Genomic DNA, 20762 nt, shown 5'->3' with positions numbered 1-20762 from the left:
TCAGTTGTAGGCGGCGAACGCCTTGGTGAAGGCCAGCGGCTGCTGGAGGATCGAGCTGCACGTGGCGTCCGCGTGGTTCACGGCGCCGGCCGCGCACTGCTTGTCGCGGGTCGAGGACCACATCGACAGCCACCCGAGCCCCTTGGACTTCGCGAAGTCGACGAGCTGCGTGGCGTCGTCGACCTTGAAGATCTCGGTGGTGACGTCGTTGACGCCGATCATCGGGGTGACGGCGACGGTCTTCCAGGCGGCCGCGTCGGAGAGCCCGAGGACGCCCTTGATCTGCGCCTGGGTGGCGGTGGCGGCCTGGATGGCGTACTGGCCCATGTCGCCGCTGTACGCCGGGCCGTAGTCCATGGCCATGATGTTGACGGCGTCGATCCTCACGCCGTTCTTCTTGGCGTCGGCGAGGAGGTCCACGCCCGGCTGGGTCAGCCCCTCGGGCATGACGGGCAGGGTGAAGGACACGTCCAGGCCCGGGTGGGACTTCTGGAGCTGTGCGATGGCCTGGGCGCGGCGGGTGTTGGCCGCGGTGTCGGGCAGGGCCGCGCCCTCGACGTCGAAGTCCACCTTGGTGAGCCCGTACCGGTCGACGACCTTGCCGTACGCCTTGGCGAGGTCATCGGCGTTCGCGCAGTTGAGCGCCAGCTCGTGGCCCGCCGCGCCGCCGAACGACACCCGCACGTCACCGCCCTTGGCGCGCAGGGCGCCTATCTGGGCGGCGACCTTGTCGCTCGCCAGGTCGGTGACCCCGCCCCACAGGGGGGCGCAGGAGCCACCGGAGGTGATGAAGGCGAGGTTGAACTCCTTCACGCCCGTCTTGGCGGCGGTGTCGAGCAGGTCGTACGCGGGGTGGAGGGAGGTGTCGACGTACGGGGCGAACCGGGCGGCCGGTTGCTGTGCGGGCGGCGGGGTGGGGGTGCTCGCCGTCGGGGTGGGCGTGGGCTTGGTGGTCGCCGTCGGCGTGGGCGTCGGCTTGGGCTGTTCCGTCGGGCGGCCGCTGGGCTGGGGGGTGGGCCCGGGGTCGGCCGAGCACGTCGCCCTGTCGATGAGGCACTTCACCGGGTCGCCCGCCCTGCCCGCCGCGCTGGTGACGAAGCCGACCGTGACGGAGGCGCCGGGGGCCAGCTCCTTGTTCCAGCTCGCGGGCTTCACGGTGACGTGCTGCCCGTCCACGGTGTGGTCGCCGTTCCACAGGGAGCCGATCTGCGTGCCGGCGGGCAGGTCGAATTCGAGGGTCCAGTCCGACTGGGCCTTGTCCGTCTCGTTGGTGATGACGTACTGACCGGTGTAACCGCCGTCCCAGGAGCTGGTCCTGGTGTACGCGGCTCCGACGGCCGCCGCCTGCGCGGTGCCGGTGAACGCGAACGCCGCGCCGCCGATCACCCCGGCCGCCACGACCGCGCCGATCGCCCTGGTCCTGCCGCTCGCCCTGCGCCGGTGCGTGGCCCTGTTGCCCGTGCTGCCCATCGCGTGCCTGCCTCCGTACTGCTGTGGGGGGTTGGTGGTGCGGCAGCACGCTAGCGAGCCGGAAACGGACAAATGTTCACTACAGGACGGCGGTTGAGGAACTTAGGTTCTGCTTAAGGGAGCCATGGGAGCCGATTAATGATGGGCACGGCGGTCAATGATGGGCACGGCGACGCCGGCTCACCCCGCGCCCGCGCCGCCGCCCCTCCGTCGTGGCGCGCCGCCCGTCCAGGCCGATCCACACGCGGACCTCCGTACCGCCCAGGACCGAGCGCCCGATGCGGACGTCGCCGCCCGTCGACTCGGCGACCCGCCGCACGATGTCCAGCCCGAGGCCCGTCGAGCCGTCCCGCGCCCCGCTGTTGCCGCGCGCCAGGGCGGCCTCCGGGTCGGCGATGCCGGGCCCCGCGTCCGAGACGAGGACGATGACGGCGTCGTCGCCGTTGTGGACGTCGACGGAGAAGGCGGTGCCCTCCGGGGTGTGCCGGAAGACGTTGCCCAGCAGCGCGTCCAGCGCGGCGACCAGCTCCGGGCGGGCGACCGGGATGCGTACGGGCCGGTCGACGCCCGCCAGGCGCACCTTGCGGCCCTCGTCCTCGGCAAGCGCGGACCAGAAGTCCATGCGTTCGCGCACGACTTCGGAGGCGTCGCACCCGGCGCCCGGCCCGGTCGCCTGGGTCTGCGGCTTGGCCTCCCTCGCCGTGCGGATGATGGTGTCGACCTCGCGTTCCAACTGCTCCACGGCCGCCCGTGTCTGGTCGGCGGCGGGCCCGTCGCCGAGCGAGGCGGCGTTGAGGCGCAGCACCGTCAGGGGCGTGCGCAGCCGGTGGGAGAGGTCGGCGGCGAGCTCGCGTTCGTTGGCGAGGAGCTGGACGACCTGGTCGGCCATCGAGTTGAAGGCGATGGCGGCGGACTTCAGCTCGGCAGGCCCGTCCTCGGGAACGCGGGCGCCGAGCTTGCCCTCGCCCAGGTCGTGGGCGGCGTGGGCGAGCCGCTGGGCGGGCTGCACCATGCGGATGCCGAGCCGGTCGGCGACGGCCACGGAGCCGACGACCAGCGCGACGCCCACCCCGGCGAGGATCAGCCAGGCGGTGGCGAGGCCGTTGGTGACCTCGCCCTCGGGGACGTACACCTCGACGATCGCGATCTGACCGGTGCTGATGGCGGTCGGCTGGAGCAGGGCGTAGCCGCCGGGGACCTCGGTGGTGGAGGCGCGCGGTACGCGCTGGACGGTGGCCAGGTCCTTCGCGGTGGCCCGGCCGGTGCCGATCTCCATGGGGCGGCTGCCCGGTTCGCCCGACGCCGGGATGTGCACGGCCAGGCGCCCGGCGGCGCCCGCCTGGGTGGAGGCGACGGCCCGGTCGAGCTGGGCGCGGTCGGTGGTGATGGACAGGGAGGTGCCGATGGCGGCGGCCTGCCGTTCAGCGTTGGTGAAGGCCCGGTCGCGGGCCATCTCCTTGATGACGAGCCCCAGCGGCACGGCGAACGCCACCACGACCATCACCGTGACGGCCAGCGCCACCTTGACGAGCGCCCACCTCACAGCGGCGGCTCCAGCTTGACCCCCACGCCCCGAAGGGTGTGCAGGTAGCGGGGCTTGGCGGCCGTTTCGCCCAGTTTCCGCCGCAGCCATGACAGATGTACGTCGATGGTCTGGTCGTCCCCGTACGACTGCTGCCACACCTCGGCGAGCAGTTCCTTGCGCGGGACGACCACGCCGGGCCGTGCGGCGAGGAAGGCCAGCAGGTCGAACTCCCGGCGCGTCAGGTCCAGCCGCACCCCGTCCAGTTCCGCCTGGCGCCGCAGCGGGTCGACGGTGAGGCCGCCGACCTGGAGGACGCTGCTCGGGGGCGCCTCGCCGGTGGCCGCGCGCGAGCGCCGCAGCACCGCGGCCATCCGGGCGGACAGGTGCTCCACCGAGAACGGCTTGGTGAGGTAGTCGTCGGCGCCGTCGTTGAGGAGCCGGACGATCTCGGCCTCGTCGTCCCGCGCGGTGGCGATGATCACGGGTACGTCGGTGATGCCGCGCAGCATCTTCAGCGCCTCGGACCCGTCCAGGTCGGGCAGTCCGAGGTCCAGGATGACGACGTCGAAGCGGAAATGGGCGACCTCGCGCAGCGCCTCCAGTGCCGTGCCGACGCTCCGTACGGTGTGGGAGGCCTCGGTCAGGTGCCGGATGAGGGCGGAGCGCACGAACTGGTCGTCCTCGACCACGAGCACACTTGCCATGGGCGGCACCGTACGCCATACGGCGGAATGAGGGGGACCGGTGTTGACCTCTGGGGCGTGTGGTGCAGGATGGCCCGGATGCGTAGAGGACTCGTACATGCCATGGCGTGGTCGCTCGCCACGGGCGCGGCGGTCACTCTGTCGTGGTGGGGCGTGCACACGGTGATGGCGGGGACGGCGTACGACCCGCCGCGCGCCCTGCCGATCACGGCCGACCGCCCGGCGGCGACGACGCCGAGCGTGGCGCCGCAGGCGTCCTCCACGCGGCGCCCGAAGCCGTCCCGGACGCCGAGCCCCACGCCACCCCCGGCGTCCTCCGCCGCCCCGGACCGTGAGCCGTCGGCCACCCCGCCGCGCCGGTCGTCACCGCCGCCGACCACGCCGCCCGTGAGCACCGGCGACGTGAAGAGCTACACGGTCGACGGCGGCCGGGTGGCCTTCGACATCGGCGCCTCGTCCGCCGAGCTGGTCTCGGCGACCCCGGCGTCTGGCTGGCAGATGCAGGTGTGGAAGCAGCCGACGTACATCCGCGTGACGTTCAGCCGGGACGGCAAGGAGATCGACGTGTTCTGCACGTGGCACGACCACGCGCCGACGGTGCAGATCGAGGAGCGCGAGCGCTGAGCGCCGGGCGCTCAGTCCTCCTCGACCCGGTACGCCGTCGTCCAGGTGGCGCCGCAGCGGCAGTGGTAGTGCTCGATGAGCTCCCCGCTCTCGGAGACGCCCATGCCCTGGTGGACGCGAACATGGACATGCGTACCCATGAGTGCCTCTCTCTGCCATCGGGGACAATTGACCGATTTTCGCCAGGGCGTCTCATTGCGGCAAGGAAGCGTCCACCATGCGGACGTGACCTTTGCGGCCTTCAGCGGAACACCGAGGGGGGCGGTACGGGTGAGTCCTTGGCGCTCGCGTCGGTGACGGCGACCGCCCCGCCCGTGAAGTCGGTCAGCCCCCGCCCGTGCTCGACCCTCCCCGGGTGCGGGTCGGTCGCGACCCGGCGGGTCAGTTCGGCGACCGGCAGGGCGGTGTCGGAGGCGACGAGCACGGCGTTGCCGAAGCGGCGTCCGCGCAGCACGGCCGGGTCGGCGGCCAGCGCCAGCTCGGGGAAGACGGCGGCGGCGGTGGCGACCTGGCCGCGCACGTGGGCCAGCGGCGGCCCGTCGGCGAGGTTGGCGGCGTAGTGCCCGCCGGGTGCCAGGACGCGCCGCACCTCGGCGAGGAACTCGGTGCTGGTGAGGTGCGCGGGGGTACGGGCCCCGCTGAAGACGTCGGCGATGACCAGGTCCGCCCAGCCGTCCGGCAACTTGCCCAGCCCGGCGCGGGCGTCGGCGCCGCGCACCCGGATGCGGGCGGCCGGGTCGAGCGGCAGTTCGCGGCGCACGAGCTGGACGAGGGGCGCGTCGAGCTCGACGATCTGCTGAGTGGAACGGGGCCGGGTGGCGGCCACGTACCGGGCGAGGGTGAAGGCACCGCCACCGAGGTGGACCACCCGGAGGGGCCGGCCGGGCGGGGCGACGAGGTCGGCGACATGGCCGAGGCGCCGCTGGTACGCGAAGCTCAGCCGGGCCGGGTCGTCGAGGTCCACGTGCGACTGGGGCGCCCCGTCGATGAGCAGCGTCCAGGCCCGTGCGCGCTCCGGGTCGGGTATGAGTTCGGCGACCCCGCCGGCGACGGCCTCGACGACGGCCTCGGCCGCCGCCGCACGCCCACGCCGCTTGTTCCTTGCCATCCGCCCATTATCGGCGCTCGGCCCCGGAGCCCGGCCCGGACCGCGCCAGGCCAACGGGCGCGGGGCCGACCACGCCGGGCGTCCGGCGTGCCGGGCCGACCACGCCGGGCGTCCGGCGTGCCGGGCCGACCGCGCCGGGCACGCTCGAACGGCCCGGCGGGGCGACCGGCCGGGCGGGGCGGAGAGGGGCCTAACGGCAGTTGTCGGCGGCCTCGATCAGGCGGGCGGCCTCGCCGAGCGCCTCGCGCAGGACCACGGGGTCGGTGACCGGGCCGGTGTCGGTCGGGGGCAGCAGCCAGCCGGTGCCGGAGACGGGGGGCTCCGGCTGGGCGCCGGGGAGAGGAGGGATCCGCAGGCCGCGCCCGGAGGTCCGGGTGCAGGCGCTGCCCGGCATGTCCCAGCCGGCGGCGGTGCCCGGCGGCACCAGGAAGCCGAGGGTGTCGCACGACCCGTCGTGCAGCACGGGTCCGACGACGGGGGCGCCACCGCGCCGCAGGATGTCGACCGCTTCGAGGCCCTGACGGGCCGGGACGGTCACCAGATCACAGGGCTCGCCCCCGGGCGGGGCGCTCGCGTCGGGTGTGGGCCAGTGCTGCGCGGTGGTCCCTGACGCACCGCCGGATTGCGGGTTCGCCTGCATGCCGACCTCCAACAAGGGGTCCCCTCCTCGCTCGAGTCCCCGTATGGAGACACGTTGCGTCTCTCCACATGGTTCAACGCCCATGCGCGTCAACGGCTACGGCGGCACGCCGCCGCAAAGGATGGCAGTTCATGGCGGATCGTGGGTGAGATATCCCGTTTGTAGCCAAACAGCGCGTAGCCGGACCGTCACAGCAGGTACGTTCTTGCCCCGCCGGAACAACGGCAGTGCAGTACGCAGGAGAGGGCTCGGCCATGGCGTCGTCACGGGCAGTTCCCAATCTCGCCTTCCGCCGACTGCGCGGGCAGCGCTCCGCGGGGGAGTTCGCCGCCGCGGTCCGCCGGGCCGCCCGGGAGATCGGCGAACAGGTCGCGTGCGACGCCCGCTACATCGGGCGCGTGGAATCGGGCGAGATCCGCTGCCCCAACTACGCGTACGAGCGGGTGTTCCTGCACATGTTCCCCGGACTGTCCCTGACGGACCTGGGGTTCACGGCGCGGGAGCACGTACGCGGCCGGGGGGCGCGTGCCGCGGCCGCCGCCGCACCGGCGCCACAGAACACCATCCGGAACGATGAGGAGAGCGACGTGCTGCGTCGCGCATTCATGACGAGCGGCACCGCCACCCTGGCGGCCGCCTCGCTCGGCCTCGGCGGCGCCGTCCCCGCGCCGCGCGCCGGCGGCAGGTTCGGCGACGCCGAGGTGAACGCCGTCGAGGAGGCGGTGCGACGGATCCGGCTGCTCGACGACCGGCACGGCGCCGACCGGCTGTACCGGATGGCCGCCGAGCCGCTGCGCAGCGCCTACGCGCTGCTCGACGCCGGCACGGCGGCCCGCCAGTCGACCGCCGACCGGATGCACGCGGGCGCCGGCGAACTGGCGCTCTCGGTGGGGTGGCTGGCACACGACTCGGGCCGCCTGGACGACGCCCGCTCGCACTACGCCGAGGCCCTGGCCACCGCGCGCGTGGCGGGCGATCCCGCCCTGGAGGCGCACGCCTTCTCCAACACGTCGTTCCTGGCCAGGGACGCGGGCCGGTACCGCGAGGCGGTCCGGGCGGCGCAGGCCGGGCAGCAGGCGGGCAAGCACCTGTCCTCGCCCCGGCTGCTGGCCCTGCTGGCGCTGCGGGAGGCGGGCGGCTGGGCGGGCCTGGGCGACCGGGCCGCGTGCGAGGAGGCCCTGGGCCGGGCGCACACCCTCTTCGGGCGCGGCCCGGGCGACGCCGACCCCGAGTGGATGTCGTTCTTCGGCGAACCGGAGCTGGAGGCGCTGGAGGCCCAGTGCTGGTCCGCCCTGGGCGACTGGTCGCGCGCCGCCCGGCACTCGCACCGGGCGATCGTCCTCCAAAACCCGCACTTCACCCGCAACCTGGCGCTGTACCGCGCCCAGCTCGCGGCCGACCTGGCACGCGGCGGCTCCCCGGAGGAGGCCGCGGCGGCCGGTGAACGGGTCCTGGACCTGCTGGACCAGGTCCAGTCGAGCCGTATCCGCGCGATGCTGGCCGAGACGGTCCGGCTCCTCGCCCCGCACCCGGGCAACCCGGTGGTGACGGGGTTCGTTACCCGTCACGCGACCCTGGTGACCCGCTAGCTCTCCAGGTGCCCCGTGTCGTTCCAGCGCTCGATCGCGGGGGCGCCGTAGGCCCACCCGAGGGCGGACAGGCTCGTCGGGTCGAGGCGGACACGGGCCGCGAACGACACGTCCTCGCCCAGCCAGCGCGCGGCGATGGAGCGCAGGATGTGGCCGTGCGCGAAGACCAGCACGTCACGGTCGGCCGAGCGCGCCCACTCCACGACCTCGTCCGCGCGGGCGGAGAGCTGCGCCAGGGTCTCCCCCTCCGGCACACCGTCGCGCCAGATGAACCAGTCGGGCTTGATCGCCTTGATCTCGGCGGGCGTCATGCCCTCGTACGCGCCGTAGTCCCACTCCATCAGCGCGTCCCAGCGCTCGGCGCGGTCGCCGAAGCCGGCCAGTTCGCAGGTCTCACGCGCGCGTGCCAGCGGGCTCGTACGGATCTCGACACCGGCCAGGCCGTCCCAGGGCCCGCGGTGGAGCCGTTCACCGAGCAGCTTCGCGCCCCGGCGGCCCTCCTCCAGCAGCGGTATGTCTGTCCTGCCGGTGTGCTTGCCCAGCAGCGACCATTCGGTCTGACCGTGCCGGGCGAGCAGGATCCGCGGTGCCATGGGGGCTCTCCTGAAGTCTCGCGAGGGGTGTCCGTCCATCATCGCGCACGGGCTCCGGCGCCCTGGAGGGCGGGCGTCCGCTCCCCGGTTGTCAGTGCCGGATGCGAGACTTCCGCGGGTGAGCGAATCCCTGGGCAGCGGACCGGTTCGGCGTCCGCACACGACACTGCGGCACCAGCTCGCCGAGCTGCGCGGACCGGCCACCGCGCCGCGCCCGCTGGACGCCCGTGCGCTGGCGGCGCTGGCCGCCAATCCCGGCTGCCGGCGCCGGGCGCTGCTGGACGGCGCCGGGGTCGACAAGGCCGCGCTGGCGTCGGCGCTGGGGGCGCCGTCCGGCTTCGGCCAGTCGCAGTTCGCGTTCATGCGGGGCAATGCCTTCGAGGCGAAGGTGAAGGCCGACGGCGGCATGGAGCTGATGCGGCTGCTGGGCGTGGCCGAGCTCGAGGACGTCCGGGTCCCCGACCTGGCGGCCGCCGGGCCCGAGGGCCGCGCGGCGCGGACGGCGCTGGCGCTGCGGGAGGCGACCGCGGCCGGGGCGTGGGCGCTGCTGGACCACCCGATGCTGGCCCTGGAGGTGGCCGGTTCGCCCGCGTATCTGGAGCCGGACGCGGTCGTGGTGCACCCGGACGGCCGGTGGACGGTCGTGGAGATCAAGTCGTTCCCGATGATCGACGGTTCGGCGGACGCGGCGAAGGTCGGCGCGGCGGCCCGGCAGGCCGCGGTGTACGTGCTGGCGCTGGAGCGGGTCGCGGCCGTCACGGGCGGCGCCCGGGTGGCGCACTCGGTGTTGCTGGTGTGCCCCCGGGACTTCTCCAACCAGCCGACCGGTTCGGTCGTCGACGTACGCAAGCAGTTGTCCGTCACACGGCGGCAGCTCGCCCGCCTCACCCGCATCGAGGACATCGCGGCGGCGCTGCCCGACGGGGTGACCTTCGATGTGGAGGCGTGCTCGGCGGAGCAGCTCGCGGCGGCGGTGGAGACGGTTCCGCACGCGTACGCGCCGGAGTGCCTGGCGGCGTGCGAGCTGGCGTTCCACTGCCGGGACCGGGCCAGGGCGGCCGGCGCGGTGGAGGCGCTGGGGCGTTCGGTGCGCGGCGAGCTGGGCGGGCTGACGACGGTCGGCGCGGTGCTGGCGGCGGCGCGCGGCGAGTCCGGCGACCCGGACGACCCGACGGTGTCGGCGCTGCGGCGGGCGGCGGCGCTGCGGGCGGAATCGCTGGAGGCGGTGGGCGCATGTCGCTGATCTCCACGCTCGCGAGGCTGGAGGCCGTCGAGTCCGGGCGCGCCCAGCCGCTGGCCACCGTGCGGCACCGGCACCTGTCGGAGCGGCCCCTCGTCCTCGTACCGCTGACGACCGCCGGTGAGGCCGGTGCGCCGCTGGGGGCGCTCGTCGGGACGGACCCGGAGGAGCCCCGGCTGCTGGTCGTGCCGCAGCCGCGCGACCGGGACCTGCGGTTCGGGTTCCTCGCGGACCTGGCCGAGGCGGTCCTGCCGCACATCGAGGGGTACGCGGACGACGTCGAGGCGGCGGAGCGCAACGAGACGGACCCGGAGACCGGCAAGAAGGTCAAGGTCGAGGTGGAGCTGTGCGCGGACGCGCCGCAGCTCGTCGTGCCGAGCCGCGCGGGTATCGAGTACGTACGGCTGCTGGGCCGGTCGATGCGGTTCCGCCGCACGGCCGAGCAGGACCCGGAGACGCCGTTCCCGGCGCCGCCGCGCGTGCCGCTGCTCGGCCGGTGGCTGACGCATTACGGGGAGCGGGCCCGCGTGCCGGGCTCGTCGCTGCTGCCGGCGGCCACCGACCTGCTGAACCGGCACTGGGCGACCGGCCAGTCCTCGCTGGAGGACCAGCACCTGGGGGCGCTGCTCGCCTGGATCGACCCCCCGGAGGGGGAGTCGGGGGCGGAGGCGGCACTGCGGGCCGAGCTGGCGCGGGACCGGGAGGGGCAGTTGCTGTGCCCGCCCGCCGGTCCGGCGACCGACCCGGCGTTCGACAACCGGCTGCTGGCGCCCGCGATCGAGCGGTACGACCGGGCGAGGCAGGCTCTGGCGTCGGCGGAGGACGGGGAGGCGGCCGACGAGCGGCTGGGCGAGCTGCACCGGGCCGAGCGGGAGATCCGGCGGCTGATCCTGACCCAGCTCCAGCCGACCTGGCACGCCGTGTGGCGGGCGATCGGGCTGCTGCGCGCCCTGCCGCCGGGCGCGCGCGTGGCGGACCGGTGGACCCGCGACCGCTGGTCGTTCACCGGCCACCGGGACCGGGTGCGGGCGGGCGAGCCGCCGCAGCCGCGCCGGGACGACGCCGTGACGGCGGCGAACAAGCTGGCCGCACGGGAGAGCGCGCAGGCGCAGTTGGAGGCGCAGGAGGCGCTGGACGACCCGCTGGTGATGGCGGGGCGGCGCCTTACGGGTGAGGCGTTCGTGGCCGAGGTGGTGGACGTGACGATGGCCTGGTCGGAATCGAAGCGGCCCTCGCCCCGGCCGCTGCTGACGGTGCGGACGGACGACCGGCCGCACCTGGGCGAGCGGGTGAAGGTGTACCGCTCGCTGGACGGCAAGCCGCAGGCGGCGGAGTTCGTGCGGTACGAGGAGGACGGGGCGCCGGTGCTGCGGCTGCTGGACCGGATGGGCCGCTCCAGGGAACCGGTGGAGGGCTCCGTACCGGAGAAGGGCGACCGGGCGGTGTGGACGCTGTTCGAGCACGACCAGCGGGTGGGCCCGAAGCTCCCGGACCCGGAGGAGACACCGTGGACGCACGGCGGCCCGCCCCGCCCCGACGCGGTCGAAACCCCCGATGCCGTGACCCCGGAGGACCTGCTGTGACCTTCAACGCCTCGGTGGAGGCCGACCGGGCGACCCGCGACATCCTCGCCGACACGCTGCGCGGCGAGGCCCGGGGCGTCGTGGTGGACTCGCCCCCGGGCGCCGGCAAGTCCACCCTCGTCGTGCGCGCCGCGCTGGAGCTCGCGGCGGCCGGCCGCCCCCTGATGGTGGTCGCCCAGACGAACGCGCAGGTCGACGACCTGGTGCTGCGGCTCGCCGAGAAGGAGCCGGAGCTGCCGGTGGGCCGGCTGCACAGCAACGACTCGGACCCGTACGACAAGGCGCTCGACGACCTCGGCAACGTACGCAAGTCGGCGAAGGCGGCGGACCTGGCCGGGCTGGACGTGGTGATCTCGACGGCCGCGAAGTGGGCGCACGTGAAGGGCGTCGAGCCGTGGGGGCACGCCATCGTCGACGAGGCGTACCAGATGCGGTCGGACGCGCTGCTGGCGGTGGCGGGGCTGTTCGAGCGGGCGCTTTTCGTGGGCGACCCGGGGCAGTTGGACCCGTTCAGCGTGGTCGGCGCGGAGCAGTGGGCGGGCCTGTCGTACGACCCGTCCGCGAGCGCGGTCTCGACGCTGCTGGCCCACAACCCGGACCTGCCGCAGCACCGGCTGCCGGTGTCCTGGCGGCTGCCGGCGTCGGCCGCGCCGCTGGTGTCGGACGCGTTCTACCCGTACACGCCGTTCCGCAGCGGGACGGGCCCCGGCGACCGGCGGCTGGCCTTCGGCGTGCCGTCGGACGGTTCGGGCCCGGACCGGGTCCTGGACGAGGCGGCCGAGTCGGGCTGGGGCCTGCTGGAGCTGCCCGCCCGGCACACCCCACGCACCGACCCGGAGGCGGTACGGGCGGTGGCCCTGGTGGTGCGGCGGCTCCTGGACCGGGGCGGGGCGGCCGTTTCAGAGCGCTCGGAGCACCCCGTGCCGCTGGGTCCCGACCGGATCGCCGTCGGCACGGCCCACCGCGACCAGGCGGCGGCGGTACGGGCGGCGCTCGCGGAGCTGGGCGTGGCGGGGGTCACGGTCGACACGGCGAACCGCCTCCAGGGGCGGGAGTACGACGTGACGGTCGTCCTCCACCCCCTGTCGGGCCGCCCGGACGCGACGGCCTTCCACCTGGAGACCGGCCGCCTGTGCGTCCTGGCCTCCCGCCACCGGCACGCCTGCATCGTCGTCTGCCGCGCGGGCGTCGCCGGCCTACTGGACGAGCACCCCTCGACGGAGCCGGTCCAACTGGGCGTGACGGTGAAGTTCCCCGACGGCTGGGAAGCCAACCACGCGGTCCTCTCCCACCTGTCGGAACACCGCGTGGTGTGGCACCCGTGACCGATCCCCCGCGCCCCGCACCGCCACCCCGCCGGACGAAGTCCGGCACGCCGCCGGAGGCGGCCATGAACACAGCCCCGACGGCTGGGAAGCCAACCACGCGGTCCTCTCCCACCTGTCGGAACACCGCGTCACGTGGGCGCCATAGGGCGTACTTGCGGCGGGCGGGAGAATGGAAGGTGGTCCATCACGACGGGGGCGTCCCCGCGGGTGGGGGAAGCGCGTCGTGCGAGGAGGAGACACTCATGGCGGAAACCGAGCGGAGTGAGCGGCGACTGAGGCCCGCGCCCCTGCTCTTCGAACCCGCGGAGGCCGCCTCCGACCCCGAGCACTTCTTCGACCTGGAGTCGATGGAGGACCCCCGGGAGCTGCTCGCCCGGTCCACGGAGCTGGCGCTGGCGTTCCGGGCGGCGACCGACCGGGCGGTCGAGTTCCAGGCGCTCGCGGCCGCGCAGCTCGCCGATCCGCAGCGGTTCGACCGGCTGACGGCCGGGGACATCGCCGAGCGCGCCGAGTGGACCGAGGACTACGCCAAGAAGATGATCGAGTTCGGGCGCGACCTGCTGCGCAACGGAGGCCGTCCCGGCGAGGAGTAGCCGGGTGGCATATGACGGAGGCGGAAGATACTCCTCCCCGCCCCGTCCTGTCCCGGTTTCCGGCAACTCCCCGGAATCGCGCCGTCACCACCGGTAGACGTGGATGCCATGAGCGCATGGCTGCGAAACGACACGCCCCACGATCACGCCACGGAGGTCACGGCCGCGGGAGTCGACTGGCTGACGTCGGCGGCGGCGTACCCGCGTTCCACCCTCGCCCTGTGGCAGTCCCGGCCCGCCGCCCCGGCGGTGCTGCCGTGCGGCTCGGTCTTCGACGTGGTGAGCGTGGAGTCGGTCTTCGGACGCCGCATGCTCGACCGGCTGTGGGGCGAGGGCCCCGGCTCCGGCCCGGTGGCCGTGCACCGTGGGCGGATGCTGCTGTTCACCGCGCCCGGCACCGCGCACCGGCTGCCGTCCCTGCTCCGCTGGGAGGTGGGGGACCCGGGACGAAGCCCGAGCGGGAGGGGCGACGCCGTACCGCCCCTGCTGTGCCACGGCACCGGCGACGCGATCACCGTCCCCGCGCCGGCCCCCGGCGGCGACGGCGGCGCGCCGCGCTGGCTGGTGGCTCCGGACACCCGGCACCCCTGGCTGCCCGGCCCCGAGGTGATCCTCTGGGCATGTGTGCGGGCCGCCCGGGCGGGGGTGGCCGCCGGCGTGCGGGTTTCGATTTTTCCTACCGCCGACCAGGGTGCTAAGGTCTACGACGTCAGCAGGCGCCGCTAGCTCAGTTGGTTAGAGCAGCTGACTCTTAATCAGCGGGTCCGGGGTTCGAGTCCCTGGCGGCGCACAGACGGAGAAAGCCCCTCGCGGAAGCGGGGGGCTTTCTCGTGTGTCACGGTACGGTCACCCGGACCGTCCACGCGCCCGTCCGCGTCCGGTCGGCGACCTCGACCCGGGCGGTTCCCCCCGGCACCGTGAACGTCTCCCCCACGCGCAGCGGCGCGTCCGCGAGCGGCGGGTAGACCGACCGGTCCCAGCAGGCGTCGGTGGACGGATGGGTGTCGATCACCTCGACGGGCCCGCCGCCGGACACGGCGTCCGTACGGACCCGGTAGATCAGCACGCCCTCGGTGCAGGTGCCGTGGTCGTTCCCGGTCGCCCCGCGCGCCTCGATCGCCAGCGCGCTGTTGCTGCCGGTCCTGACGACCGCCAGCCGGGTGCCGACCGAGGCGCCCCGCTCGGGTCTCGCCGCCAGTGGCTCCAGGGTGAAGCGGCTGCTGCCGGGTCCGGCCACGCAGTGCACCTGGCGCCGGTCCAGCCAGCCCAGCTTCCACTTGTGCCAGCCGAACAGTTCCGGCGCCAGGGCGAACTGGCTGCCCATGACGTCCCAGTCACCCACGTGGGTGTCCCAGTCGCCCTTGCCGTCCATCGGCCGGTGGTAGAGGTCGGGCAGGTCGAAGACGTGCCCGGTCTCGTGGGCGAGGACGTTGCGGTCCGGCGGGTGCCGCTCGAAAACGGTCACCACGCGTTTGATCGGGGCACCGTCGGCGTACAGCGGCGTGTTGAAGTTGACGACTTTCGTCGCGTCGGAGTCCACGCCGGGCGCGTCCGGGTCGGCGACCAGGTAGACGATGTCGTACCGCGAGAAGTCGACCACCGGGTCGGCCGCGGCGAGCGCGTCGCGCAGGTAGGCGGCGCGGCGGTCCGGCGCCCAGTCGCGCCGTATGGCGTACGAGGTGGACGGGTGCGGCATCCGGATCCAGTCGCGCCGTGGATGCGGGCGGAGGGTGAATTTTCCGTACGAGGCCCGTTCGAAGAAGTGGCTGGTCTCGGGGAAGTAGTCGGCGGCGAGCTGGTCGGGGGCGGTCAGCGGCCGGGAGTCGGGGAACGACAGGAAGACCATCAGCGCGTCGAGCCGGCGGACGGGGCGCGGGTAGGCGGTGTTCCAGGTGTCCAGGCCCAGCGAGTGGTGGGCGTCGGTACGCCGCAGGGCGCACGGCCCGGCCACCGGCTCGGCGCTCGCGGGGCCGGCGACGAGTCCGGTGGCGGCGAGCGAGAGGAGGGCGAAGAGCCCCGCGGCGGTGGAGCGCAGGCGGCGGCGTTCCACTCCCTCGGGTGTCTGCTGACCCTCCACGTCAACCTCCGGTGCGGCATACGGGACGTCTCACCACCCTGTGGCGATTTGTGGTCATACGTCCTGTTCCGCTGCCCCAGTCGGGTGAGCCGCCGACGCGCCCCGCCGGTCCGGGAAGTTCACCGACAGTCACAACCGGTCACGGCAGGACCGGGCCGTGCCACACCCGTGCAGAAACGATCGGCCTCGTGTGGGTGGTGCGCTTCCTCACAACAACCCCACCTGTCTCACGCGGTGGCGGCGCTGGAACGGCCGCCGCGAGAGCCTCTATGATCGGCACACTTTCCTGGCCGACCCATCCCGACCACATCTGTGCGTCACAACTGCCTTGCGGGAGCGAGCCGTGAACGGAACCTCCGAAGGACCGGGAGCTGCGGCAGCCTCAACGACCGGAACCACCCGGCGTCCGGTCACAGAGCGTCATGAAACCGTCGGCGAACCGCGCCCCTCGGCCACCGCTGCCCGCGTCCTGCCCGAGACGCCCGACGCGCGTGCCACGACGCCCTCCCCACCGGCCCCGCCCGACCGCGCCCCGGCCCGGAACGACGCCGTGCGGCCCGCCCCGCCCCCGGTCGGCGACCGGCCGGACCCGGATCACGAGCCCGCCACGGCCCCGGCCTCAGCCCCCCGCACGCCGCGCTCGGACCGCGCCCCCCACACACCGCACCCGAACGGCGAGCCGGTCCCCCACACCCCGGCCGGCGAGCCCCCGGCCGGCGAGCCCGCCCGGGACACCCCCGGCACCTCCCCTGCCCCTCAGAGCCCGCACCCGGACCCCGCCAACGCCTCCGAGACCCACGCCCACGACTACCGGGCCGCCTTCAACGCGGCCCATATCGCGATGGCCGTCGTGGACCCCGACGGGCTCGTCGTGACCGCGAACGACGCCCTCGCCGCGCTGCTCGGCACCGACACCGCCTCGCTCCGCGAACAGGCCGCCGCCGACCTCGTCGACCTGGCGTCGGACAGCCGGACCTGGCACGCGTACCACGAGGTGCTGCGCGGCCGGCGCTCCCGCTTCCGCTGCACGCGCCGCCTCAAACACCCCGACGGGCGGTCGCTGTGGGCCGAGGTGACCGTCGCGCCCGTCACCCCCAGCCGGGGCGTCCTGCTGTCGATCGCCGACATCAGCGACCGCCGCCAGCTCCAGGCGCGGCTGCGGCACCTCCAGATGCACGACCCGGTGACCCGGCTGCCCAACCGCACGCTGTTCTTCGAGCGCCTGACCTCCGCACTGGAGAACTCCTCGTACGACGACGGCGGCACCGGCCGGATCGGGCTGTGCTACCTCGACCTCGACGGCTTCAAGGCGGTCAACGACACCCTCGGGCACCGCGTCGGCGACCGGCTGCTCGCCGCCGTCGCCGCGCGGCTCACCGAGTGCGCCGACAGCGACGGCTACACCCGCGGCGGCGGCCACCTCGTGGCCCGGCTCGGCGGGGACGAGTTCGCGATCCTCGTCGAGGACTCCACCGGTACGGAACAGCTCGCCGACCTCGCCAGGTCCGTACTCGCCGCCGTACAGAGGCCGTTCGACCTCGCCGGGCAGCGGCTGTCGGTGTCGGCGTCCATCGGGGTCGTCGAACGGACCGCCGCCGGCACCACCGTGAACGGCCTGATGCAGGCCGCCGACACCACGCTCTACTGGGCCAAGGCCGACGGCAAGGCCCGCTGGACGCTCTTCGACCCGGAGCGCAACGCCCATCGCATGACCCGGCAGTCGCTCTCCTCCACCCTCCGCCCGGCCGTCGAACGCGGCGAGTTCGCCCTGGAGTACCAGCCCCTCGTCGGCATGGCCGACGGAACGGTCCGGGGCGTGGAGGCGCTGGTCCGCTGGAACCACCCGCAGTTCGGCTCCCTGGCGCCGAATCGGTTCATCGGAATTGCTGAAGAGGACGGCTCGATCGTCCAGCTCGGCCGCTGGGTGCTGCGCACGGCGTGCCGGCAGGCCAGGCAGTGGCAGCTCGACCACCCGCACGAACGGCCGCTGTTCGTCAGCGTCAACGTCGCCGTACGCCAGGTCTGGGACTCCGACCTGGTCGCGGACGTCGCCGAGATCCTCGCCGAGACCGGACTCGCACCCCACCTGCTCCAACTGGAACTGACCGAGTCGGCGGTGATGGGCTCCGCCGGGCGGCCGCTGCAAGCCCTCCAGGCGCTCAGCGACATGGGTGTGCGGATCGCCATCGACGACTTCGGCACCGGGTACTCCAACCTCGCCTACCTCAGCCGCCTGCCCGTGTCCGTCCTCAAACTGGACGGATCCTTCGTCCGGGGCTTCCAGGACGAGGAGCATCCGAACCCGGCCGACGAGGTGATCGTGGAGGCGCTGGTGCAGCTCGCGCACCGGCTCGGGCTGACCGTGACCGCCGAGTGCGTGGAGACGTCCGGCCAGGCGGCCCGGCTGCGGCGCATCGGCTGCGACACCGGCCAGGGCTGGCTCTACTCCCGCGCGGTCACCGCCGAGCGCATCGCCGAACTGATCGGGGTCACTGCGGGCTGACCCCACGGCTCACGGTCACCGCGCTGCGGACGAAGTCCCGCACCACGCCCGGGACTTCGCCGTCACGGGACCACACCACCCCGACCTGACTGTGGCTCACGCCGCGCACCGGCCGGTAGACCACGTCGGGGCGCTGGTAGAAGCGGGCGGTGGCCTCCGGGGTGAGGCTGATGCCGTAGCCGTTCGCGATGGCGTTGAGCCACTCGTCCGGGTTGTTCGCCACCGCGCCGACCCGCACGGGGTGGCCGTCACGTTCGTCGGCGGCCAGCCAGTAGTCGCGCCACCAGCCGGAGGCGTCCGGCGTGGCGACGAACGGCTCGTCGAAGACCTCGCGGAAGTCGATGACGTCACGGCCGGCCAGCCGGTGCGTGGCGGGCAGGGCGAGCCACCGGTCCTCGGTGAGCAGCACCTCCACACCCAGCTCGTCCTGGCCGGGGAACGGCAGCCGCAGCAGCGCCACGTCGGCCTCGCCGCCGGCCAGCCCGGCCGTCGGGTCCTCCCAGCCGGTCTGGATCATCCGCACCCGCCAGCCCGGGCGGCGGCGGGCGAACTCGGCGATGATCTGCTGGGTCAGCTCGTTCGCGGCGGACGCCACGAACCCGACCCGCAGCACCCGTGCCGCCCGCTCCGCCGCGACCTTGGTGGCGCGCAGCGCGGTACTCCACGCCTCGAGAACGGGGGGTACGGCGGCGGCGAGCGCGGTACCCGACTCGGTGAGGGTCATGCCGTTGCGGGAGCGTACGAACAGCTCCACGCCCAACTGGGTTTCGAGTTGCCTGATCTGCCTGGTCAGTGCGGGCTGCGAGATGAATAACCGTTCCGCGGCGCGGGTCAGGTTGCCCTCTTCGGCGACGGCGGCGAAGTAGCGCAACAGCCGGGTGTCGATGTCCATGCCGCAAGGTTATGGATTCAAGCATTGGACCGGAGCGGTGGATCGGCGGGAAGCTCGATCACACAAGGAGCCGCAGGCCGGGGAGACGTGAGATGAGCAACCCCAACATCGAGTTGATCAGACGCTTCTGGGCCGGATACGCCACCGGCGACCTGGATGGCCTGCGCGACTCCGTGCTGGCGCCGGAAGCCGTGTGGCACGTACCCGGCAACCACCCCCTGGCCGGCAGCCACCGCGGCGCGGAGGGCATCACGACGTACCTGGAGGGGCTCGCGACCGGCGACTTCACCGCGGACGTGTGGTACGCCGGTGCCGACGAGAGCCATGTGGTGGAGGTCCACCACTGCGTGAGCCACCGGGGGGACGGCACGGACATCGACATGGACTGGGTGCTGGTCTTCCGCATCGAGAACGGGCGCATCGCCGAGATCCGGCACTTCCCGGCCGACCAGTCCGCCGTGGACGAGTTCTTCAACGTCCTGGTGGAAAACGGCTGAGAACCCCTGCCCGGAGTGACTCCGGGCAGGGGCGAAGGGTCTCAGCAGGCGCCGAGGTCCTGCCAGACACCCCACTCGCCGGTGGTGCCGGGCTCCTCGCCCTTCGTCCACCACTTGGCCTTCCAGGTGTGCCCCTTGTGCGAGACCTGGGCTCCGCCGGTGTACTCCGTCACCGACGACCACGCCGCCGCCGAGCAGCCCACGGGCGGGTCCGTCGGCGTGGGGGTCGGAGTCGGCGTGGGCGTCGGCGTGGGCGTCGGCGTCGGATCGGGGGTCGTCGGGGACGAACCGACCGCCGCCACGATGTCGTTGAGCAGCGTCGTCCGCTCGTCCAGGCCGAGCAGCGAGTACATCATCGCGCCCGCCAGGCCCCGGCTGTGGGCGTAGTCCGCGCGGGCCTGGATGGCACGCTTGTCCAGCCCGGTGAAGAACTCACCGTCCTTGTAGAAGTACGCGGCCTTCGCTTCGTCGTCCCAGAAGGTCGTCGCCGGGTTGTCGACGATGCCGCCGAGCTCCTTGTAGTGCGCGATGCCTGCCTGCTGGCTGACCGGCCGGGCGGCGGAGGCACCGGTCGCCGGCTGCGCGAGGCCGTTCTTGGCCCCGGCCGGAACGCCCTTCCAGCCCCGGTAGTAGAACTCGTACCCCAGCGTCAGCTTGTTCGCCGGGAAGCCACCGGCGATCCCGTAGGCCGGCTTGCCGTCGATCCAGGAGTCGATGGCGTTGTCGATCGAGTACTTCTCGTTCCCCGGCTTGATCGGGTCGGTCGGGTCACCGGCACCGGAGTACAACGGCGACTGGTGGTACGTCGGCCCGTCACCGTCCCAGGCGCCGTGCATGTCGTACGTCATGATGTTCGCGTAGTCGAGGTACGCGCCGATCTTGTCGGTCTCGATGTGCTTGATCTTGTCCTGGCCGGCCGGCAGAGCAGCGGTCAGCAGGTACTTCTTCCCCTTCTCCGCCCCGTACGCGTCGAGCTGCTTGCGGAACTCGGCGAGCAGCAGCGTGAAGTTCTGCTTGTCCTCGGGCCCGTAATGGTTGCCGAGGTGCCCGTCGGGCGAGCCCGGGTACTCCCAGTCGATGTCGATGCCGTCGAAGATCCCGGCGGCCGTACCGGGCCCGCCGTACCCGCCCTCGACCGGCAGATCGCCGGCGATGTACTGCTTGATGCACGAGGCCACGAACTTCTTGCGGCTGGCATCGGTCTTCGCGGCGTCGTGGAAGTACTTGGAGTAGGTCCACCCGCCGAGCGAAATGTTGATCTTCAGTTTCGGGTACTTCGCCTTCAGCTCCTTGAACTGGTTGAAGACGCCCACGATCGGCTGGTCCCACTTGTCGGCGACACCGTCCACGCTGTCGGCGGCCGAGAAGGAGCGCTGGTAATCGGCGTACGAATCACCCGCGCCGTCACCGGCGTTGGGGTTGTTGTCGTCACCGGCCGCCTTGTTGGCCTCGAAGCACGTCAGCTCCGTGGGGTGGATGTTGCCGAACGAGTAGTTCAGGACATCCAGCTTCCCGGCAATGCCCCGCGTATCCAGGTGCTTGGGGTAGAAGGCGTTCCCGTACACGCTCCACTGGTCGTAGTACGCGATCTTCACCCCACCGGAAGAGGCGGCGGTCTGGGCGCTGGCCGTACCGGCGCCACCGAACGAGGCCAGCACTCCGGCGGCGAGCGCCACGCTCGTGAGCGCGGCGATGAGGGGTCTGCGGTGGTGCACGTGCGGCCTCCGGGGGATTACGCAGCGGTAGTTGACGAAGTGATAGCCGCCGCGTGAACGCCCCGTCAATGGTCCGGACCA

General features: G+C 73.3%; 19 protein-coding genes and 1 tRNA gene. 10 read left to right on the top strand and 10 right to left on the bottom strand.

Annotation, left to right across the window (positions count from 1 at the left end):
• From ACZ46W_RS27595 to ACZ46W_RS27585, 3 genes are all read right to left on the bottom strand, one after another.
• Positions 1-1470, bottom strand: a complete 1470-nt coding sequence (locus tag ACZ46W_RS27595; protein WP_468342845.1) for a glycoside hydrolase family 18 protein — start codon at positions 1468-1470, stop codon at positions 1-3.
• A gap of 154 nt (positions 1471-1624) precedes the next feature.
• Positions 1625-3013, bottom strand: a complete 1389-nt coding sequence (locus ACZ46W_RS27590; RefSeq protein ID WP_468342842.1) for a HAMP domain-containing sensor histidine kinase — start codon at positions 3011-3013, stop codon at positions 1625-1627.
• A complete protein-coding gene (locus tag ACZ46W_RS27585; protein WP_468342840.1) occupies positions 3010-3699 on the bottom strand; it encodes a response regulator transcription factor in 690 nt (229 codons plus the stop codon). The genes ACZ46W_RS27590 and ACZ46W_RS27585 overlap by 4 nt, the downstream gene beginning before the upstream one ends.
• Before the next feature lie 69 nt (positions 3700-3768).
• Between ACZ46W_RS27585 and ACZ46W_RS27580 the strand changes: the two genes are divergently transcribed.
• Entirely contained in the window at positions 3769-4323 is a 555-nt protein-coding gene (locus tag ACZ46W_RS27580) for a hypothetical protein (RefSeq protein ID WP_468342837.1), read from the top strand.
• 11 nt (positions 4324-4334) lie between these two features.
• Here the strand turns inward: ACZ46W_RS27580 and ACZ46W_RS27575 are convergent, their stop codons facing one another.
• The 3 genes from ACZ46W_RS27575 to ACZ46W_RS27565 all read right to left on the bottom strand — a co-directional run bounded on the left by ACZ46W_RS27575 (position 4335) and on the right by ACZ46W_RS27565 (position 6071).
• Positions 4335-4463 (bottom strand): hypothetical protein, encoded by a 129-nt coding sequence (locus ACZ46W_RS27575; RefSeq protein ID WP_468342834.1) that lies wholly within the window; start codon positions 4461-4463, stop codon positions 4335-4337.
• A gap of 101 nt (positions 4464-4564) precedes the next feature.
• Positions 4565-5431 carry a spermidine synthase gene (locus tag ACZ46W_RS27570; RefSeq protein ID WP_468342831.1) on the bottom strand — a complete coding sequence of 289 codons (867 nt, stop codon included), beginning with the start codon at positions 5429-5431 and terminating at the stop codon, positions 4565-4567.
• Between the two features lie 190 nt (positions 5432-5621).
• Positions 5622-6071 carry a hypothetical protein gene (locus ACZ46W_RS27565; RefSeq protein ID WP_468342829.1) on the bottom strand — a complete coding sequence of 150 codons (450 nt, stop codon included), beginning with the start codon at positions 6069-6071 and terminating at the stop codon, positions 5622-5624.
• Between the two features lie 254 nt (positions 6072-6325).
• Between ACZ46W_RS27565 and ACZ46W_RS27560 the strand changes: the two genes are divergently transcribed.
• Entirely contained in the window at positions 6326-7660 is a 1335-nt protein-coding gene (locus ACZ46W_RS27560; protein ID WP_468342826.1) for a tetratricopeptide repeat protein, read from the top strand.
• Here the strand turns inward: ACZ46W_RS27560 and ACZ46W_RS27555 are convergent.
• Positions 7657-8253 carry a histidine phosphatase family protein gene (locus ACZ46W_RS27555; RefSeq protein ID WP_468342823.1) on the bottom strand — a complete coding sequence of 199 codons (597 nt, stop codon included), beginning with the start codon at positions 8251-8253 and terminating at the stop codon, positions 7657-7659. The two genes, ACZ46W_RS27560 and ACZ46W_RS27555, sit on opposite strands and share 4 nt — an antisense overlap.
• 118 nt (positions 8254-8371) lie before the next feature.
• Here ACZ46W_RS27555 and ACZ46W_RS27550 point away from each other — a divergent pair, with 118 nt between their 5' ends.
• The 6 genes from ACZ46W_RS27550 to ACZ46W_RS27525 all read left to right on the top strand — a co-directional run bounded on the left by ACZ46W_RS27550 (position 8372) and on the right by ACZ46W_RS27525 (position 13787).
• Positions 8372-9496, top strand: coding sequence for a hypothetical protein (locus ACZ46W_RS27550; protein WP_468342820.1), 1125 nt, complete (start codon positions 8372-8374; stop codon positions 9494-9496).
• Complete coding sequence (locus tag ACZ46W_RS27545) at positions 9487-11076, top strand: hypothetical protein (protein ID WP_468342818.1); 1590 nt, start codon at positions 9487-9489, stop codon at positions 11074-11076. Before ACZ46W_RS27550 ends, ACZ46W_RS27545 begins: the two co-directional genes overlap by 10 nt.
• Complete coding sequence (locus ACZ46W_RS27540) at positions 11073-12401, top strand: AAA domain-containing protein (protein ID WP_468342815.1); 1329 nt, start codon at positions 11073-11075, stop codon at positions 12399-12401. The genes ACZ46W_RS27545 and ACZ46W_RS27540 overlap by 4 nt, the downstream gene beginning before the upstream one ends.
• Before the next feature lie 245 nt (positions 12402-12646).
• Positions 12647-12997 (top strand): hypothetical protein, encoded by a 351-nt coding sequence (locus ACZ46W_RS27535; protein WP_366131102.1) that lies wholly within the window; start codon positions 12647-12649, stop codon positions 12995-12997.
• 108 nt (positions 12998-13105) lie between these two features.
• The gene (locus ACZ46W_RS27530; protein WP_468342811.1) at positions 13106-13723 is read left to right on the top strand and encodes a bifunctional DNA primase/polymerase; all 618 of its coding nucleotides are present in this window, start codon (positions 13106-13108) and stop codon (positions 13721-13723) included.
• Positions 13714-13787: transfer RNA gene (locus ACZ46W_RS27525), tRNA-Lys, on the top strand. The genes ACZ46W_RS27530 and ACZ46W_RS27525 overlap by 10 nt, the downstream gene beginning before the upstream one ends.
• 45 nt (positions 13788-13832) lie before the next feature.
• On the opposite strand, the gene ACZ46W_RS27520 is transcribed toward ACZ46W_RS27525, so the two are convergent.
• Positions 13833-15074, bottom strand: coding sequence for a M6 family metalloprotease domain-containing protein (locus tag ACZ46W_RS27520; RefSeq protein ID WP_468342808.1), 1242 nt, complete (start codon positions 15072-15074; stop codon positions 13833-13835).
• A 550-nt stretch (positions 15075-15624) separates the two neighbouring features.
• Here ACZ46W_RS27520 and ACZ46W_RS27515 point away from each other — a divergent pair.
• Positions 15625-17577: a putative bifunctional diguanylate cyclase/phosphodiesterase gene (locus ACZ46W_RS27515; protein ID WP_468342806.1), complete on the top strand. Its 1953-nt coding sequence runs from the start codon at positions 15625-15627 to the stop codon at positions 17575-17577.
• On the opposite strand, the gene ACZ46W_RS27510 is transcribed toward ACZ46W_RS27515, so the two are convergent.
• Positions 17564-18469: a LysR family transcriptional regulator gene (locus ACZ46W_RS27510; protein ID WP_468342803.1), complete on the bottom strand. Its 906-nt coding sequence runs from the start codon at positions 18467-18469 to the stop codon at positions 17564-17566. The two genes, ACZ46W_RS27515 and ACZ46W_RS27510, sit on opposite strands and share 14 nt — an antisense overlap.
• Positions 18470-18561: 92 nt before the next feature.
• Between ACZ46W_RS27510 and ACZ46W_RS27505 the strand changes: the two genes are divergently transcribed.
• Entirely contained in the window at positions 18562-18966 is a 405-nt protein-coding gene (locus ACZ46W_RS27505) for a nuclear transport factor 2 family protein (RefSeq protein ID WP_468342800.1), read from the top strand.
• 41 nt (positions 18967-19007) lie between these two features.
• Here the strand turns inward: ACZ46W_RS27505 and ACZ46W_RS27500 are convergent, their stop codons facing one another.
• Positions 19008-20681 (bottom strand): glycosyl hydrolase family 18 protein, encoded by a 1674-nt coding sequence (locus ACZ46W_RS27500; RefSeq protein WP_468342797.1) that lies wholly within the window; start codon positions 20679-20681, stop codon positions 19008-19010.
• Positions 20682-20762 lie beyond the last annotated feature (81 nt).

It is taken from the genome of Streptomyces sp. NPDC031064 (genome assembly GCF_055570965.1).
This window is presented reverse-complemented; position numbering and strand designations above follow the sequence as displayed.